This window comes from Aeromonas sp. FDAARGOS 1409 (assembly GCF_019048705.1).
GTDB classification, from domain to species: domain Bacteria; phylum Pseudomonadota; class Gammaproteobacteria; order Enterobacterales; family Aeromonadaceae; genus Aeromonas; species Aeromonas sanarellii.
This window is the reverse complement of the sequence record NZ_CP077395.1, coordinates 2,563,556-2,577,321: the sequence shown is the minus strand read 5'-3', so window position 1 is coordinate 2,577,321 and position 13,766 is coordinate 2,563,556. Positions and strand designations below refer to the sequence as shown.

At 61.7% G+C, this 13,766-nt stretch carries 14 protein-coding genes; 4 read left to right on the top strand and 10 right to left on the bottom strand.

Annotation, left to right across the window (positions count from 1 at the left end):
* Positions 1 to 29: 29 nt before the first annotated feature.
* Positions 30 to 1,469 (bottom strand): sodium:alanine symporter family protein, encoded by a 1,440-nt coding sequence (locus I6L39_RS12300; protein WP_042078088.1) that lies wholly within the window; start codon positions 1,467 to 1,469, stop codon positions 30 to 32.
* Positions 1,470 to 2,212: 743 nt separating this feature from the next.
* On the opposite strand from I6L39_RS12300, the gene tal reads away from it, so the two are divergent.
* Positions 2,213 to 3,163 (top strand): transaldolase, encoded by a 951-nt coding sequence (gene tal / locus I6L39_RS12295; protein WP_209793436.1) that lies wholly within the window; start codon positions 2,213 to 2,215, stop codon positions 3,161 to 3,163.
* 181 nt (positions 3,164 to 3,344) lie between these two features.
* On the top strand, positions 3,345 to 3,524 hold the full coding sequence (locus I6L39_RS12290) for a DUF3545 family protein (RefSeq protein ID WP_010673858.1): 180 nt from the start codon (positions 3,345 to 3,347) through the stop codon (positions 3,522 to 3,524).
* A gap of 89 nt (positions 3,525 to 3,613) precedes the next feature.
* Here I6L39_RS12290 and I6L39_RS12285 read toward each other — a convergent pair whose 3' ends face one another.
* Positions 3,614 to 4,156 carry a hemerythrin domain-containing protein gene (locus I6L39_RS12285; protein ID WP_216989791.1) on the bottom strand — a complete coding sequence of 181 codons (543 nt, stop codon included), beginning with the start codon at positions 4,154 to 4,156 and terminating at the stop codon, positions 3,614 to 3,616.
* A 138-nt stretch (positions 4,157 to 4,294) separates the two neighbouring features.
* A complete protein-coding gene (gene ung / locus I6L39_RS12280; protein WP_042078084.1) occupies positions 4,295 to 4,981 on the bottom strand; it encodes a uracil-DNA glycosylase in 687 nt (228 codons plus the stop codon).
* 615 nt (positions 4,982 to 5,596) lie between these two features.
* On the opposite strand from ung, the gene grcA reads away from it, so the two are divergent.
* Complete coding sequence (gene grcA / locus I6L39_RS12275) at positions 5,597 to 5,977, top strand: autonomous glycyl radical cofactor GrcA (RefSeq protein WP_216989790.1); 381 nt, start codon at positions 5,597 to 5,599, stop codon at positions 5,975 to 5,977.
* Positions 5,978 to 6,059: 82 nt separating this feature from the next.
* On the opposite strand, the gene I6L39_RS12270 is transcribed toward grcA, so the two are convergent.
* From I6L39_RS12270 to hemA, 7 genes are all read right to left on the bottom strand, one after another.
* Complete coding sequence (locus I6L39_RS12270; RefSeq protein WP_042078077.1) at positions 6,060 to 7,343, bottom strand: dicarboxylate/amino acid:cation symporter; 1,284 nt, start codon at positions 7,341 to 7,343, stop codon at positions 6,060 to 6,062.
* A gap of 286 nt (positions 7,344 to 7,629) precedes the next feature.
* Positions 7,630 to 8,484 (bottom strand): 3-deoxy-8-phosphooctulonate synthase, encoded by an 855-nt coding sequence (gene kdsA / locus I6L39_RS12265; protein WP_216989789.1) that lies wholly within the window; start codon positions 8,482 to 8,484, stop codon positions 7,630 to 7,632.
* Between the two features lie 105 nt (positions 8,485 to 8,589).
* Positions 8,590 to 9,390, bottom strand: coding sequence for a SirB1 family protein (locus I6L39_RS12260; RefSeq protein WP_010673852.1), 801 nt, complete (start codon positions 9,388 to 9,390; stop codon positions 8,590 to 8,592).
* An 11-nt stretch (positions 9,391 to 9,401) separates the two neighbouring features.
* Entirely contained in the window at positions 9,402 to 9,785 is a 384-nt protein-coding gene (locus I6L39_RS12255) for a SirB2 family protein (RefSeq protein ID WP_216989788.1), read from the bottom strand.
* A 43-nt stretch (positions 9,786 to 9,828) separates the two neighbouring features.
* Entirely contained in the window at positions 9,829 to 10,662 is an 834-nt protein-coding gene (gene prmC / locus I6L39_RS12250) for a peptide chain release factor N(5)-glutamine methyltransferase (RefSeq protein WP_216989787.1), read from the bottom strand.
* The gene (prfA, locus tag I6L39_RS12245) at positions 10,662 to 11,750 is read right to left on the bottom strand and encodes a peptide chain release factor 1 (protein ID WP_216989786.1); all 1,089 of its coding nucleotides are present in this window, start codon (positions 11,748 to 11,750) and stop codon (positions 10,662 to 10,664) included. The genes prmC and prfA overlap by 1 nt, the downstream gene beginning before the upstream one ends.
* A gap of 51 nt (positions 11,751 to 11,801) precedes the next feature.
* Complete coding sequence (gene hemA, locus I6L39_RS12240; RefSeq protein ID WP_042078066.1) at positions 11,802 to 13,061, bottom strand: glutamyl-tRNA reductase; 1,260 nt, start codon at positions 13,059 to 13,061, stop codon at positions 11,802 to 11,804.
* A gap of 125 nt (positions 13,062 to 13,186) precedes the next feature.
* Between hemA and lolB the strand changes: the two genes are divergently transcribed.
* Complete coding sequence (gene lolB / locus I6L39_RS12235) at positions 13,187 to 13,765, top strand: lipoprotein insertase outer membrane protein LolB (protein ID WP_042078064.1); 579 nt, start codon at positions 13,187 to 13,189, stop codon at positions 13,763 to 13,765.
* Position 13,766 lies beyond the last annotated feature (1 nt).

The window sequence follows — 13,766 nt, the reverse complement described above, 5'->3', positions numbered from 1 at the left end:
GCTATCAAACAACTGCAATCACGCAATCATCATGCCTGTTTGCTTCTGCCCGGGTTGTCCCAGATCCCCTCTTCCAGCTGACTGCGCAGCTCGGGGTATCTGTTGGCATCGAAGGTCGGCACGCGGCCCAGCTTGAGCTGGTCGTTGTAGTCCTTGGCCAGCTTGATGGCGACGCCGGAGAGCAGCAGGATGGCGATGAGGTTGACGATGGCCATCAGCCCCATGGAGACATCCGCCATGGCCCAGACGGTCGGCAGCTCGCCCACGGAACCGAACATCACCATGCCCAGCACGAACAGCCTGAACAGCATCAGGCCGCCCTTGTGGTTGTGCTCGAGGAAGACCAGGTTGGTCTCGGCATAGGAGTAGTTCGCGACTATGGAGGTGAAGGCGAAGAAGAAGATGGCCGCCGCGATGAAGATGTTGCCACCGCCACCGATCTGGGAAGAGAGCGCCCGCTGGGTCAGCTCCACCCCTGTGATGCCGGAGCCCGGCTCAAACTGGCCGGACATCAGTATGATGGCGGCGGTACAGGTACAGATGACGATGGTGTCGAGGAAGACCCCCAGCATCTGCACATAGCCCTGGGAGGCCGGGTGCGGCGGATAGGGGGTGGCGGTGGCGGCGGCATTGGGGGCAGATCCCATGCCCGCCTCGTTGGAGAAGAGGCCGCGCTTGATGCCGTTGATCATCGCCTGGGAGATGGCATAGCCCATGGCGCCGGAGCCCGCCTGCTCGATGCCGAAGGCAGACTTGATGATCAGCGCCAGCACGCCGGGCAGCTCGCCGATGTTCATGACCACCACGAACAGCGCCATCAGGATGTAGGCCAGCGCCATGAAGGGCACGACCAGCTCGGCGAAACGGGCGATACCGCGAATGCCGCCGAAGATGATGAGGCCGGAGAGCACCACCAGGGCCAGACCGCTCACCCAGTCAGGGATGCCGAACGCCACGTTCATGGCCAGGCTGATGGAGTTGGCCTGCACCGCGTTGAACACCAGGCCGAACGCCAGCAGCAGACAGAGAGAGAAGACCACCCCCATCCAGCGCATGCCGAGGCCGCGCTCCATATAGTAGGCGGGACCGCCCCGGTAGTTGCCGTCCTCGTCCTTGACCTTGTAGAGCTGGGCCAGGGTGCTCTCGACGAAGGCGGTGGACATGCCGATGAAGGCGATCAGCCACATCCAGAACACGGCACCAGGGCCCCCCAGATAGATGGCGACGGCCACACCGGCCAGGTTACCCGTGCCCACGCGGGCGGCCAGGCTGGTACAGAGCGCCTGGAAGGAAGAGATGCCGGCACTGTCGGATTTGCGGCTGTTGCGCAAGACCGAGAACATGTGGCCGAAGTGGCGGATCTGGATAAACCCCAGACGGAAAGTAAAGAAGAGTCCGACCCCGATCAGCAGGTAAATGAGCACGGCTCCCCACATCAGGTCGTTAATCATTGCAATCAAGGTGTCCATAATTCTCTCGTTGTTATCACATCCATGGCCAGTCTGCGCTGACCGCTCTCTGTCAATTTCCGAATTAGCATTGCGCCGAAGGGGCGGAATCTAGCATAGCGAGGGAGTTCAGAATAGTGATAAGGCTCACTGGAAAGACAAAAAACGAGCGATTTGGTGCAAAAAAGCTTCATTTAGCACGCAAAAAATCAACAAAAATTGATTCCCCCTCCCGAGGCCCCAAGATTAGAGCCAAGAGAGAACCTTTTTGCAATTAGCCCCATGGAGGTAGGAGAGGGGAAATGACGCTCCCAGGAGAGGCAAGCGTTTGCCTTCGGGAGGGGGCAGACAGGGGGTTGAAACGCAAAACGTTTTACACGTAATTAAATTTCAAGTAGCTGACAATGATATTTATGTGACGCACTTCTCAGATCTGCCAATCAGCCAAAAAAACTGCGCCTGCTCACGCCTTGACCCGCTGCCGGGAAATCAATAAAAGTCGTTTTTTATCAAATACTTTTCTTCAGGCATCGGTAGCGTTTTCACCACCTGGCTGATTCACATACAAGGGCCCCTATTGCAGGAAGCGCCGCATCCGTATTAATTAGGCAGGCAATGGTGATGGGTCGCCCCCATCGTGCCTTTCTGAGCCTGAGCCGCCGGGATTTTGTAATTTTATTTCAGAACTGTCGTCTCACGCCCGCCACCCCCGAGCCTGCGCCCTCACCAAGAGAGTGCGCCCTCATAAAGAGATGATATTTGCCATGGCCGATAAATTAACCCAGCTGAAAGCCCTGACCACGGTAGTTGCCGATACCGGCGATATCGAAGCCATAAAGCGCTACCAGCCCATCGATGCCACCACCAACCCCTCCCTGGTGTTGAAGGCATCCGAGATCCCCGAATACGCGGCGCTGATCGAAGACGCCATCAACTGGGCCAAATCCCAGAGCCAGGACAAGGCACAGCAAATCATCGACGCGGGCGACAAGCTGGCGGTCAACATCGGCCTGGAAGTGCTGAAAATCGTCCCGGGTCGCATCTCCACCGAAGTGGACGCCCGCCTCTCCTTCGACACCGCCGCCAGCATCGCCAAGGCCCGCAAGCTGATCCGTCTCTACAACGAAGCCGGCATCAGCAACGACCGCATCCTGATCAAGCTGGCCTCCACCTGGGAGGGCATCCGTGCCGCCGAGGTGCTGGAGAAAGAGGGCATCCAGTGCAACCTGACCCTGCTGTTCTCCTTCGCCCAGGCCCGTGCCTGTGCCGAAGCCGGCGCCTTCCTGATCTCCCCCTTCGTGGGCCGCATCCTCGACTGGTACAAGGCCAAGCACAACCGTGACTACACCGCCAGCGAAGATCCGGGCGTGGTCTCCGTCACCGCCATCTACGACTACTACAAGCAGCACGACTACCCGACCGTGGTGATGGGTGCCAGCTTCCGCAACACCGGCGAGATCCTGGAGCTGGCCGGCTGCGACCGCCTGACCATAGGCCCCGCGTTGCTGGAAGAGCTGAGCAAGGCCGAAGGCACCGTGGTCCGCAAGCTGGACTACACCGGCGAGCGCAAGCCCAAGCCGACCCCGATGACCGAAGCCGAATTCCGCTGGGAACTGAACCAGGACGCCATGGCCGTCGAGAAGCTGGGGGAAGGCATCCGCCTGTTCGCCGTCGACCAGGGCAAGCTGGAAACCATGCTGGCCAGCCGTCTGTAACAGGCGCTTGCCGGCCACCTTCGGCAGGCAGGTCCTGAGCCGATAAAACCGGGCTCCCGCAAGGGCAGCCCGGTTTTTTTATCCCCCTTTTCGATTGTCACAACTTCGTCATAAAAACGTTTTATTTTCAAAGGCGTCGTGTTATACGGGTGGTGAAAACCATAAAACCAAGGAGGGAGCCATGGACATGTTCAACTTCGATTTTGACGAGGTCGTTGAGCTGGGTTCACGTAGCCGCGGGACAACGGGAAAAAAACGCAAATGGCGTGAGATCGAGGCGCTTAAAGACAAGCACCGCCTGCAAAAGGAGCTGCAGGCCATCGACATCGCCTATGAGGGCTCGGACGACCTGGAACTGTGACAACCCCCGTCCGTGCCGCACTCGCACGAGTGCACACATAAAAACAGCGCCCCGGTCAAACCGGGGCGCTGTTTTTATGTGTGGCGGCATCAGGAGGGCAACGAAAGCTGCTTGGCCAGCGCCCGGAAGTGCTGGCTCACCTCGGCGCCGAACAGGGGATCATTGATGGCCCGGTTCTGCCAGAGCTGCTCCAGGTGACGCCAGTCATCCTCGGTCAGGGAGTCGCGCAGGTGGGGGAAGATCACCCCTTCCTCATAATTCATGTGGGCTTCCTGCTGGGCGATGAACTCCTCCAGCCTGGCGGTGAACTGATCCAGCGGGATCACCGCATCCATCAGGATCATCTCCACCATCTCCTTGAGTTCGGTCCCCGCATCCAGCAGGCGAGCATGCTCCTCGTGCAGCCGGTTCGCCACCTCCCCCTCCACCACCCGGTATTTCAGGTAGTAGTCGTAAATCATGTCCTCCTTCGGGTGGTGGTACTTGTCGGACACTTCCCGGAGGTAGTCCACCACGTCCCTAAGCAGGAAATAGCTCACCGGCTGTTCATTGCGAATGGCTGCCAGCTTCTGCTTGAGCAGCGTCAGCAGCTTGGCGATGTTGAGGTGGTCCTTATGCAGACTGGATAACATGGGCACTCCTTGCACTGAATTGAGAAAGACGCTGTCTCGAGTATACGGTCATTTATCACGCGAACTTTGCACTCAATCAAGTCGGATGCAGACAACCCCCCTCCGGCATGGCTCCCCGGCCTGGCGGCACCAGGGCCATCAGGCCGGCACGGACGGCGCCTTGCAGACCGAGAGCCAGTCGATGGGGCTCATCCCCTGCTGGCTGAGCAGGCGGTTGGCCTCGGAGAAGTGGCCGCAGCCGATGAAGCCGCGATGGGCGGACAGCGGGCTGGGATGGGGAGCGCTCAGCACATGGTGGCGCGACCTGTCGATGAAGCGGCCCTTCTTCTGGGCGTGGGCCCCCCACAGCAGGAAGACCACCCCCTCGCGACTGGCGTTGATCTGCTCGATGACCCTGTCGGTGAAGGTCTCCCAGCCGAGATGGGCGTGGGAGTGGGCCATGCCCGCCTGTACCGTCAACACCGTATTGAGCAGCAACACCCCCTGCCTGGCCCAGGACTCCAGAAAACCGTGATCCGGTGTGACAAAACCGGGTAGATCCCGCTGCATCTCCTTGTAGATGTTCACCAGGGAGGGGGGCGTGCGCACCCCGGGCAGCACCGAAAAGCAGAGGCCGTGGGCCTGATCCGGGCCGTGATAGGGATCCTGGCCCAGGATCACCACCTTGACCTCGTCCAGCTCGGTCAGCTTGAAGGCGTTGAAGACCTCGGTCGCCGGAGGATAGATCACCTTGCCCGCTTCCCGCTCGGCCCTGACGGTCGCCAGGGTCGCCTTGAAGTACTCCTGCTCTTTCTCCGAACCAATCACATCTTTCCAGGTCAGCACGCCCGTCTCCTCTCTCTGCAAATCCACATCGACAACCCAGGCTGGCGCACCAGCCTCCCCTGCTCCGACGCCACCTTTCTGTCCAGGCCGGCGCCGCTTCACCCCGGTCAACGAAGCAAGGGGCTCAGGATAGGGGCCCGGGCGACAAGACGCAACCGCAGCCCGGTCAGCAGAAGGGGGCCGGCCTGCCCCCCGCTGGACTATCCCCAGTGATGACCACCTGGAGGGGCTGTGCCCGGCCCCGGGGCCGGAACCAGCATCCGCACCGGCCAGCACACACCTCAGGCCAGCTCCTCGACGGGAAATAACGGCCAAAGATGTAGTTAAATTACTAGATATAATCATTGAAAAATGCATAATTCATATATCTTACAAAATCAGAAAAATGATCTCTTTTTGATTAATCTCAATGAATTAATGCCTTTGCTTTCGCGAAAAACGCGATTTTATTGATATGGATCAATTTTCGTATTATTACCATCATGGTATATATGACCCCAACGAAGTAAAGGTGTAAGGCAAGGCCCCGTTAAATCATTCCTCCCGCGAGGTGGTTTAAAAACATCAGGGTAATGTGCTTACCGTTGAATCCGCTTTCCTATGAGGAGTCATACCATGATCAAGGGCATCCAAATCACCCAGTCCGCCAACGCCGCACTGCTGAACTCTTTCTGGCTGCTGGACGAAGAGAAGCAACAGGCTCGCTGCATCTGTGCCAAGGGCGACAGCTTCGCCGCCGACCAGGAAGTAGCCCTGTCTGATCTGGGTCAGTTCGAATACCGTGAGCTGCCGGTCCAGAGCGAACCCGTGGTGGAGGGGGGTCAGCACCTGAACGTCAACGTGCTGCGCCGCGAAACCCTGGAAGACGCCATCGCCAACCCGGAGAAGTACCCGCAGCTGACCATCCGCGTCTCCGGCTACGCCGTGCGCTTCAACGCCCTGACCCCGGAGCAGCAGCGTGACGTGGTGACCCGTACCTTCACCCAGAGCCTGTAAGTCGCTCTGCGTAACGAAATGATGAAAAAACGGCCCGCTCGGGCCGTTTTTTTATGGGTAACCGCCACGCTCAAGGAGCGGTTCAGCCCCGCAGATCCACCGGCTTGGCCACCACGGGTTTCGCCAGAGCCTCCTGCATCTTCTCCTCATCGAGCTGTTCGCAGTAGCGGGCCACCACCAGGGTCGCGACACCGTTGCCGATAAGGTTGGTCAGGGCGCGGGCCTCCGACATGAAGCGATCTATCCCGAGGATCAGCGCCAGCCCGGCCAGCGGCAGATGTCCCACCGCCGAGATGGTCGCCGCCAGCACGATGAAGCCGCTGCCCGTGACCCCGGCCGCCCCCTTGGAGGAGATAAGCAGCACCACCAGCAGAGTGAGCTGATGGAACAAGTCCAGCGGGGTGTTGGTCGCCTGGGCGATGAAGACGGCGGCCATGGTCAGGTAGATGGAGGTGCCGTCCAGGTTGAAGGAGTAACCGGTCGGGATCACCAGGCCCACCACCGACTTCTTGCAGCCGAGCGCCTCCATCTTCACCAGCATGCGCGGCAATACGGATTCCGATGAGGAAGTGCCGAGCACGATCAGCAGCTCTTCCCGGATGTAGGAAATAAAGCGCACTATGCTGAAGCCATTTGCCTTGGCGATGCTGCCAAGCACCAGGAAAATAAACAGCAGACAGGTCAGATAGAAGCTGGCGATCAATTGCCCGAGCTGCACCAGGGAGCCGATGCCATATTTTCCTATGGTAAACGCCATGGCACCAAATGCCCCGACCGGTGCCAATTTCATGATCATGTTGATGATCCCGAAAATAACCTGGGAGAAGCCGTCGATGATATTGAAAATAGCCTTGCCCTTCTCACCGATATGATGCAGGGAAAAACCGAACAGCACCGCAAACAGCAGCACCTGGAGAATATTGCCGCTGGCAAAGGCGCCGATCACGCTGGCCGGGATCACGTCCAGCAGGAAGGCGACGATGCCCTGTGACTGGGCCTGCTCCGCATAGGCGGAGATGGCGCTGGCATCCAGCGAGGAGGGGTCCACGTTCATGCCGACCCCGGGTTGCAGCAGGTTGACCACGCACAGGCCGATGATCAGCGCCAGGGTGCTCACCACCTCGAAATAGATGAGCGCGATGGCCCCCGTCTTGCCGACTGCCTTCATGCTCTCCATGCCGGCGATCCCCGTCACCACGGTACAGAAAATAACGGGGGCAATGATCATCTTGATCAACTTCACGAAACCATCGCCGAGGGGTTTCATATCGGCGCCCAGGCTCGGATAGAAGTGCCCCAGCAATATTCCGATGGTGATGGCCAATATCACCTGAAAGTAGAGGCTGCTGACTATTTTCTTGTGCATGCTCAACGTCCTGTTAATTAATTGACACGGGCGATGGCAAAAAACGCGTGCAGGGATCCGCGGCGAGACAGTTCACTCCTCTCACCCGGTTCATGCCATTTCGCCATTCCGACGGCGGCACTTTCACACGTTATAAGAATCAATTTAGCGACATCAATCACACAACACATTTAACATCATTAACACCACAGCAACCTTGCCGTAATGCCCATGAAGGGGCGCCATGTGAAGACGGAAGAAATAAAAATGCCCCGCGGAGCGGGGCATTTTTCAACCTAAGCCTGGATCAGACCGAGGTATCGAGGGGCTCGAAGCCCTTGACCAGATCGTCGATGGCCTTCATCTGCTTGAGGAAGCCTTCCAGCTTCTCCAGCGGCAGGGCGCTCGGACCGTCGCAGCGGGCGACCTTGGGATCCGGGTGGGATTCGATAAAGAGACCGGCCAGGCCCACCGCCATGCCGGCACGGGCCAGCTCGGTCACCTGCTCGCGGCGACCACCGGAGGCGGCGCCCAGGGGATCACGGCACTGCAGGGAGTGGGTGACGTCAAAGATGACCGGATAGCCGCCGGTGCTCTTCTTCATGACGCCCAGGCCCAGCATGTCCACCACCAGGTTGTCATAGCCGAAGTTGGCACCGCGCTCGCAGAGGATCAGGCGATCGTTGCCACACTCCTCGAACTTGTCGGTGATGTTCTTCATCTGGCTCGGGCTCAGGAACTGCGGCTTCTTGATGTTGATGACGTTGCCGGTGCGGGCCATGGCCTCCACCAGATCGGTCTGGCGCGCCAGGAAGGCGGGCAGCTGGATGACGTCAACCACCTCCGCCACCGGCTTGGCCTGATGGGGCTCGTGCAGGTCGGAGATCACCGGCATGCCGAAGGTGCGCTTAAGCTCCTCGAAGATCTTCATCCCCTCTTCCAGACCCGGGCCACGATAGGAGTGGATGGAGGAGCGGTTGGCCTTGTCCCAGCTCGCCTTGAACACGAACGGGATGCCCAGCTTGCTGGTCACTTCCACGTACTTCTCGCACACCGCCATCGCCATGTCGCGGGACTCCAGCACGTTCATGCCGCCGAACAGCACGAAGGGCTTGTCGTTGGCGACGTCGATCTGGTTGATCTTGATATTCTTCTGTTCCATCTCAGGCTTCCTTAGGTAAAAGGGCTCGGGGCTTGAATCCACATCCGGCCGCTGTGCCCTGGGCACGGCGACCTCGATATTCGTCCGCTTGATTTCCCAGCCACCTCAATGGAGTGGCTTGGGGCTCAGATCCAGACTGGCCAGCTGGGTTTTCAGCACGTCGGCCACGGGATCGTCGGGGCATTGTTCAATAAAGTACTCGAAATCGTCGGCGGCGAAGCGCGGGCAATCGAGCTGTTCGTAGATGAAGCCCCGATCCCGCGTCTCCAGCGGATCGCCGGGTTTCATGCGCAGCAGCAGCTCGCTGCAGCGCAGCGCCTCCGTCATCCGCTCCTCCCGCAGCAGGGCCCCCTTGCTGACGTTGAGCAACCGCTCGATGATCTCCCACTGCCCCGATGGCTGCAGGTGGTCGTCGCTCAGGCTCGCCAGGTTGCCGAGGGCGCCGCGCAGCAGCAGTTCGATGCGGTGCCTGCTCAGCTCGTCCCCATTGAAGGGGTCCACATAGACCTCCCCTTCCAGGCCGGCGAAGCTCAGCAGGAAGTGGCCGGGGAAGCAGATCCCCTCCACATCCAGCCCTATCTTGCGACCCAGCTGGATGATGAGGATGCCAAGGCTCACCGGGATCCCCTTGCGCCTTGCCAGCACCTGGTTCAGGTCGCAGTTGGCCGCCGAGAAGTAATCCTGCCAGTCGCCGCGAAACCCTAAGGTCTGGTAGAACCCCTGCAACAGCTGGCGGCGCACCTCGTCGCAGTCCCCCTCGGCAATCGCCTCGTCCAGCCAGGCGTCGAGGCGGGCCAGCTCGGCCTCCCCGCTCCCACCCTGTCCCCGGATCTCGTCGCTCACCGACAGCGCCAGCTCGGCGATGTCATGGGCTTCGAAATCGGTCCATTCGTCCACGCGTATCATCGTCGTCATCCCTAACCGAACAGGCTGGCCTGCTTTTGTACCGCCAGCTTGGCGATAAAGAAGATCCACCCCAGGGCGCCCAGGAAGGCAAACCAGCGGATGCCGTTGCTGCGGGCCAGGCGCAGCGCCATCAAGGCCAGAAACATCACCACCAGCACCGCAGCCAGCTTCTCGCTGAGCCAGGGAATGGCGTTGTTGAGGGGGTTGAGGTCCAGCACCATGCACAGCAGCACGCCGGAGAGCACCACCAGGCCGTTGAGCCAGCCGCTCACCCTGAGGGTGCGGGCGCCCCCTGCCAGGGCGGAGCCGGTCTGCAACCAGTAAAAGCGCAGGATAAACATCAGCACGGCCCCGGCTATCAGGGCGAGGTGCAGATGTTTGAGCACAACATACATAACATTTCCTTGCACGGGGGCGGGAAGAGCCCGCCCGTCATCGTCAACGAGCCAGCCGCCCCAGGGTCACTCGCTCGTTATCACCGTAATCGCGCACGGTTTCCACCTGGTCGTAGCCTTGCTGCAACAGGAGTTGACGCACCAATGCCCCCTGCTCCCAGCCGTGCTCCAGCAGGAGCCAGCCACCGGGAACCAGGTGGGCAGGTGCGCCTGCCACGATGAGGCGGATGTCCGCCATCCCCTGCTCGTCCGCCACCAGGGCGGAGCGGGGTTCGAAGCGCACGTCCCCCTCGTCGAGATGAGGATCCGCCCCGTCGATGTAGGGCGGGTTGGAGACGATCATCGCAAAGCGCGGGGCCTCCGAGAGCGGCTCAAACCAGCTGCCGTCGCGCACGATGATGGGCAAGCCCAGCGCGGCGCTGTTGGCGCGGGCCAGGGCGGCCGCCTCCGGCATCCGGTCCACCGCCCATACATCGGCATCCGGTCGCTCGGACTTGAGCGCGAGCGCGATGGCGCCGGTCCCTGTGCCCAGATCCAGCAGGGCGCAGGGGCCGCCCGGCAGGCGGGCCAGCGCCTGTTCCACCAGCACCTCGGTATCGGGGCGCGGGATCAGGGTGGCCGGGCTCACTTTCAGCGGCAGCGACCAGAACTCCCGCTCACCGATGAGGTGGGCAATGGGCTCACCATTGAGGCGACGGGCAAGCCAGCCCGCCAGGGTCGCCTGCTGGGCGGCATCGAGCTCGTGCTCCGGCCAGGTCATCAGATAGCTGCGCCGGCAATCCAGCAGATGACAGAGCAGGGCATCGGCGTCGGCACGGGGGGATTCCCCAGAGGCCAGGGTCGCCATGATATGGGCACGGGCCTGCTGGATCTGCATCAGTTGCTCTCGGCCAGGGAGGCGAGCTGATCCGCCTGATACTCCTGCACCAGGGGGGTGATCACGCAGTCCAGATCCCCTTCCAGGATGTCGCCCAGACGATACAGGGTGAGGTTGATCCGGTGCTCGGAGAGACGCCCCTGGGGATAGTTGTAAGTGCGGATGCGCTCGGAGCGATCCCCGGAGCCCACCAGGTTGCGGCGGGTACTCTGCTCGGCGGCGCGGTGGCGTTCGTCCTCGGCCGCCTGCAGGCGGGCGGAGAGCACCGACATCGCCTTGGCGCGATTCTTGTGCTGGGAGCGCTCGTCCTGGCACTCCACCACCAGCCCGGTGGGCAGGTGGGTGATGCGGATGGCGGAGTCGGTCTTGTTGACGTGCTGGCCGCCGGCACCGGAAGCGCGGAAAGTGTCGATCTTCAGCTCGGAGGGGTTGATCTCCACCTGCTCGGCTTCCGGCACTTCCGGCAGCACGGCCACGGTACAGGCGGAGGTGTGCACCCGGCCCTGGGATTCGGTCTCGGGGACTCGCTGCACCCGGTGGCCGCCGGACTCGAACTTGAGGCGGCCGTAGACGTGCTCGCCGTCCACCTTGGCGATCACCTCCTTGTAGCCGCCGTGTTCGCCGTCGTTGCAGCTGACGATGGAGACGCGCCAGCCCTGGCGCTCGGCGTAGCGGGAATACATGCGGAACAAGTCGCCTGCGAAGATGGCCGCCTCGTCGCCACCGGCGCCGGCGCGGATCTCCAGATAGCAGTTGTTGTCATCCTTGGGATCCCGCGGCAGCAGCATCACCTGCAGCGCCTGCTCCTGCTCCTCGAAGGCCGCCTTGGCGAGCGGCAGCTCCTCCTGCGCCATCTCGCGCAGGTCGGCATCCTCCTCCTCCAGCATCAGCCGGGTGGTTTCGAGGTTCTCTTCGGCCTGACGGAAGTGCTGGAAGGCGTGGACTATGTCTTCCAGCTGGGCATATTCCCGGGTCAGGGCACGGTATCTGTCCTGATCCGAGGCCACCCCGGGCTCGCCGAGCAGGGCCTGTACTTCTTCGTGGCGCTCGATGAGGCCTTCCAGCTTTCTGATCAATGACGGGTTCATGACTCTTGGATTCTCGATGGAGGACGGGACGGCCAAGGGGCCGCCCCAACACTATGATTCTTGTGACAATCCCAGCACCTGACGCAGCTGGGCCAGCTTGTGGGCATCCCCCTGGGCGGCGGCCTGGCGCAGGGCCTGGGTCGGTGCGTGGATCAACTTGTTGGTGAGGCGGTGCGCCATGGCCCTGAGGGCCTGCTCGGCATTCTCGCCCTGTTGCAGGGCCAGCAGGGCGCGCTGCAACTCTTCGTCGGCGACCTGCTGGGACTGGTGACGGTAATCGCGGATGAGATCCACCGAGTGCTGGCTGCGATACCAGCCCATGAAGTCGTCGCGCTCTTCCTGGACGATGAGCTCCGCCTCGGCGGCCGCCCGCTTGCGGGTCTCGAGGTTCTGCTCGATGATGCCCTGCAGGTCGTCCACCGTGTAGAGGTAGGCGTCGGAGAGCTCGTCCACCTCGGCCTCGATGTCCCGCGGCACGGCGATGTCCACCAGGAACATGGGCCTGAAGCGACGCGCCTTGAGCGCCCGCTCCACCATGCCCTTGCCGAGGATGGGAAGGGGGCTGGCGGTGGAGCTGATGACGATGTCCGCCTCGTGCAGGTAGTCCGGGATCTCCTCCAGGGTCATCACCTGGGCGCCGAACTCCTCGGCCAGCAGCTGGGCCCGCTGCAGGGTGCGGTTCGCCACCATCATGCGGGTGACGTTCTGCTCGCGCAGGTGACGGGCCACCAGTTCGATGGTCTCGCCGGCCCCTATCAGCAGCACCTTGGTCTGGGAGAGATCGGAGAAGATGCGCCGGGCCAGGCTCACGGCGGCGAAGGCCACCGACACGGCGCTGGCGCCGATCTCGGTGTCGGTACGTACCCGTTTGGCCACCGAGAAGGATTTCTGGAACAACCGCTCCAGGGACCCCTTCACCGCCTCCGCCTGCTGGGCGTGGGCGTAGGACTGCTTGATCTGCCCCAGGATCTGCGGCTCCCCGAGCACCAGGGAGTCGAGGCCGCAGGCGACTCGCATCAGGTGGCGTACCGCCTCCTCGTCCCAGTGCTGGTAGATGGCGGAGACCACCTCGGCCGCATCCAGCTCGTGAAACCGCTGCAACCAGTGCAGCACCTGCTCCCCCTGCCCCTGCTCCAGGCTGCAATAAAGCTCGGTGCGGTTGCAGGTGGAGACGATCACCGCCTCGCTGACACCGGGCTGCTCCACCAGCTCACGCAGGGCGCGATCGATGCGGTCCGGGCCAAAGGCGACCCGCTCCCGCAAGGCGACACTGGCGGTGTTGTGGTTGATTCCGAGGGCAAGCAGACTCATGGGTGGGTGATGATCGTTTCATGCACTGGGTGTAAAGGCCGACAATTGTACGAGAAAGGGTAAGTCTTTAAAAGCGATACGGCCGCCCCGTATACTGTGGCAAACCTTTTGTTCGGAGCTCGACCTTGTTCTTGCGTATCTTCTCCCTCGCCTGCCTGCTGGTGCTGGCGGGCTGTACCACCACCCAACCCCAGCGGGATCAGGTCAACTGGCAACAGGAGCGCGCCCGCCTCGAGCGCCTCACCCACTGGCAGCTGTCGGGCAAGATGGCCATCATCACCGCCCGGCAGAAGGGCAGCGCCCGCCTCAACTGGCAGCAGAACGGCGACGACTACCGCCTCAACCTCACCAGCCTGATCGGCACCCATATCCTGGAGCTCTCCCGCACCGGAGGCGAGGTGACCCTGCTCGACAACGACGGCAGGCTGCACCAGAGCCAGGATGCCGAGGCGCTCGTCTACCAGCTCACCGGCTGGCACATTCCGGTGGCCGGGCTGCCGGAGTGGATCAAGGGGCTGCCGGGCAACGCCGAGTTCGAGCTCAATCCCGACGCCAGCCTCGCCAGTGTGCGCGATGGCCAGTGGCAGATCCTCTACGGCGATTACCGGGACCAGGACGGCTACCGCCTGCCGCACCTGCTCACCATGACGGGTCAGGAGAGCCGCCTCAAGCTGCAGATCAACCAGTGGACGCTGGCACAGTGAT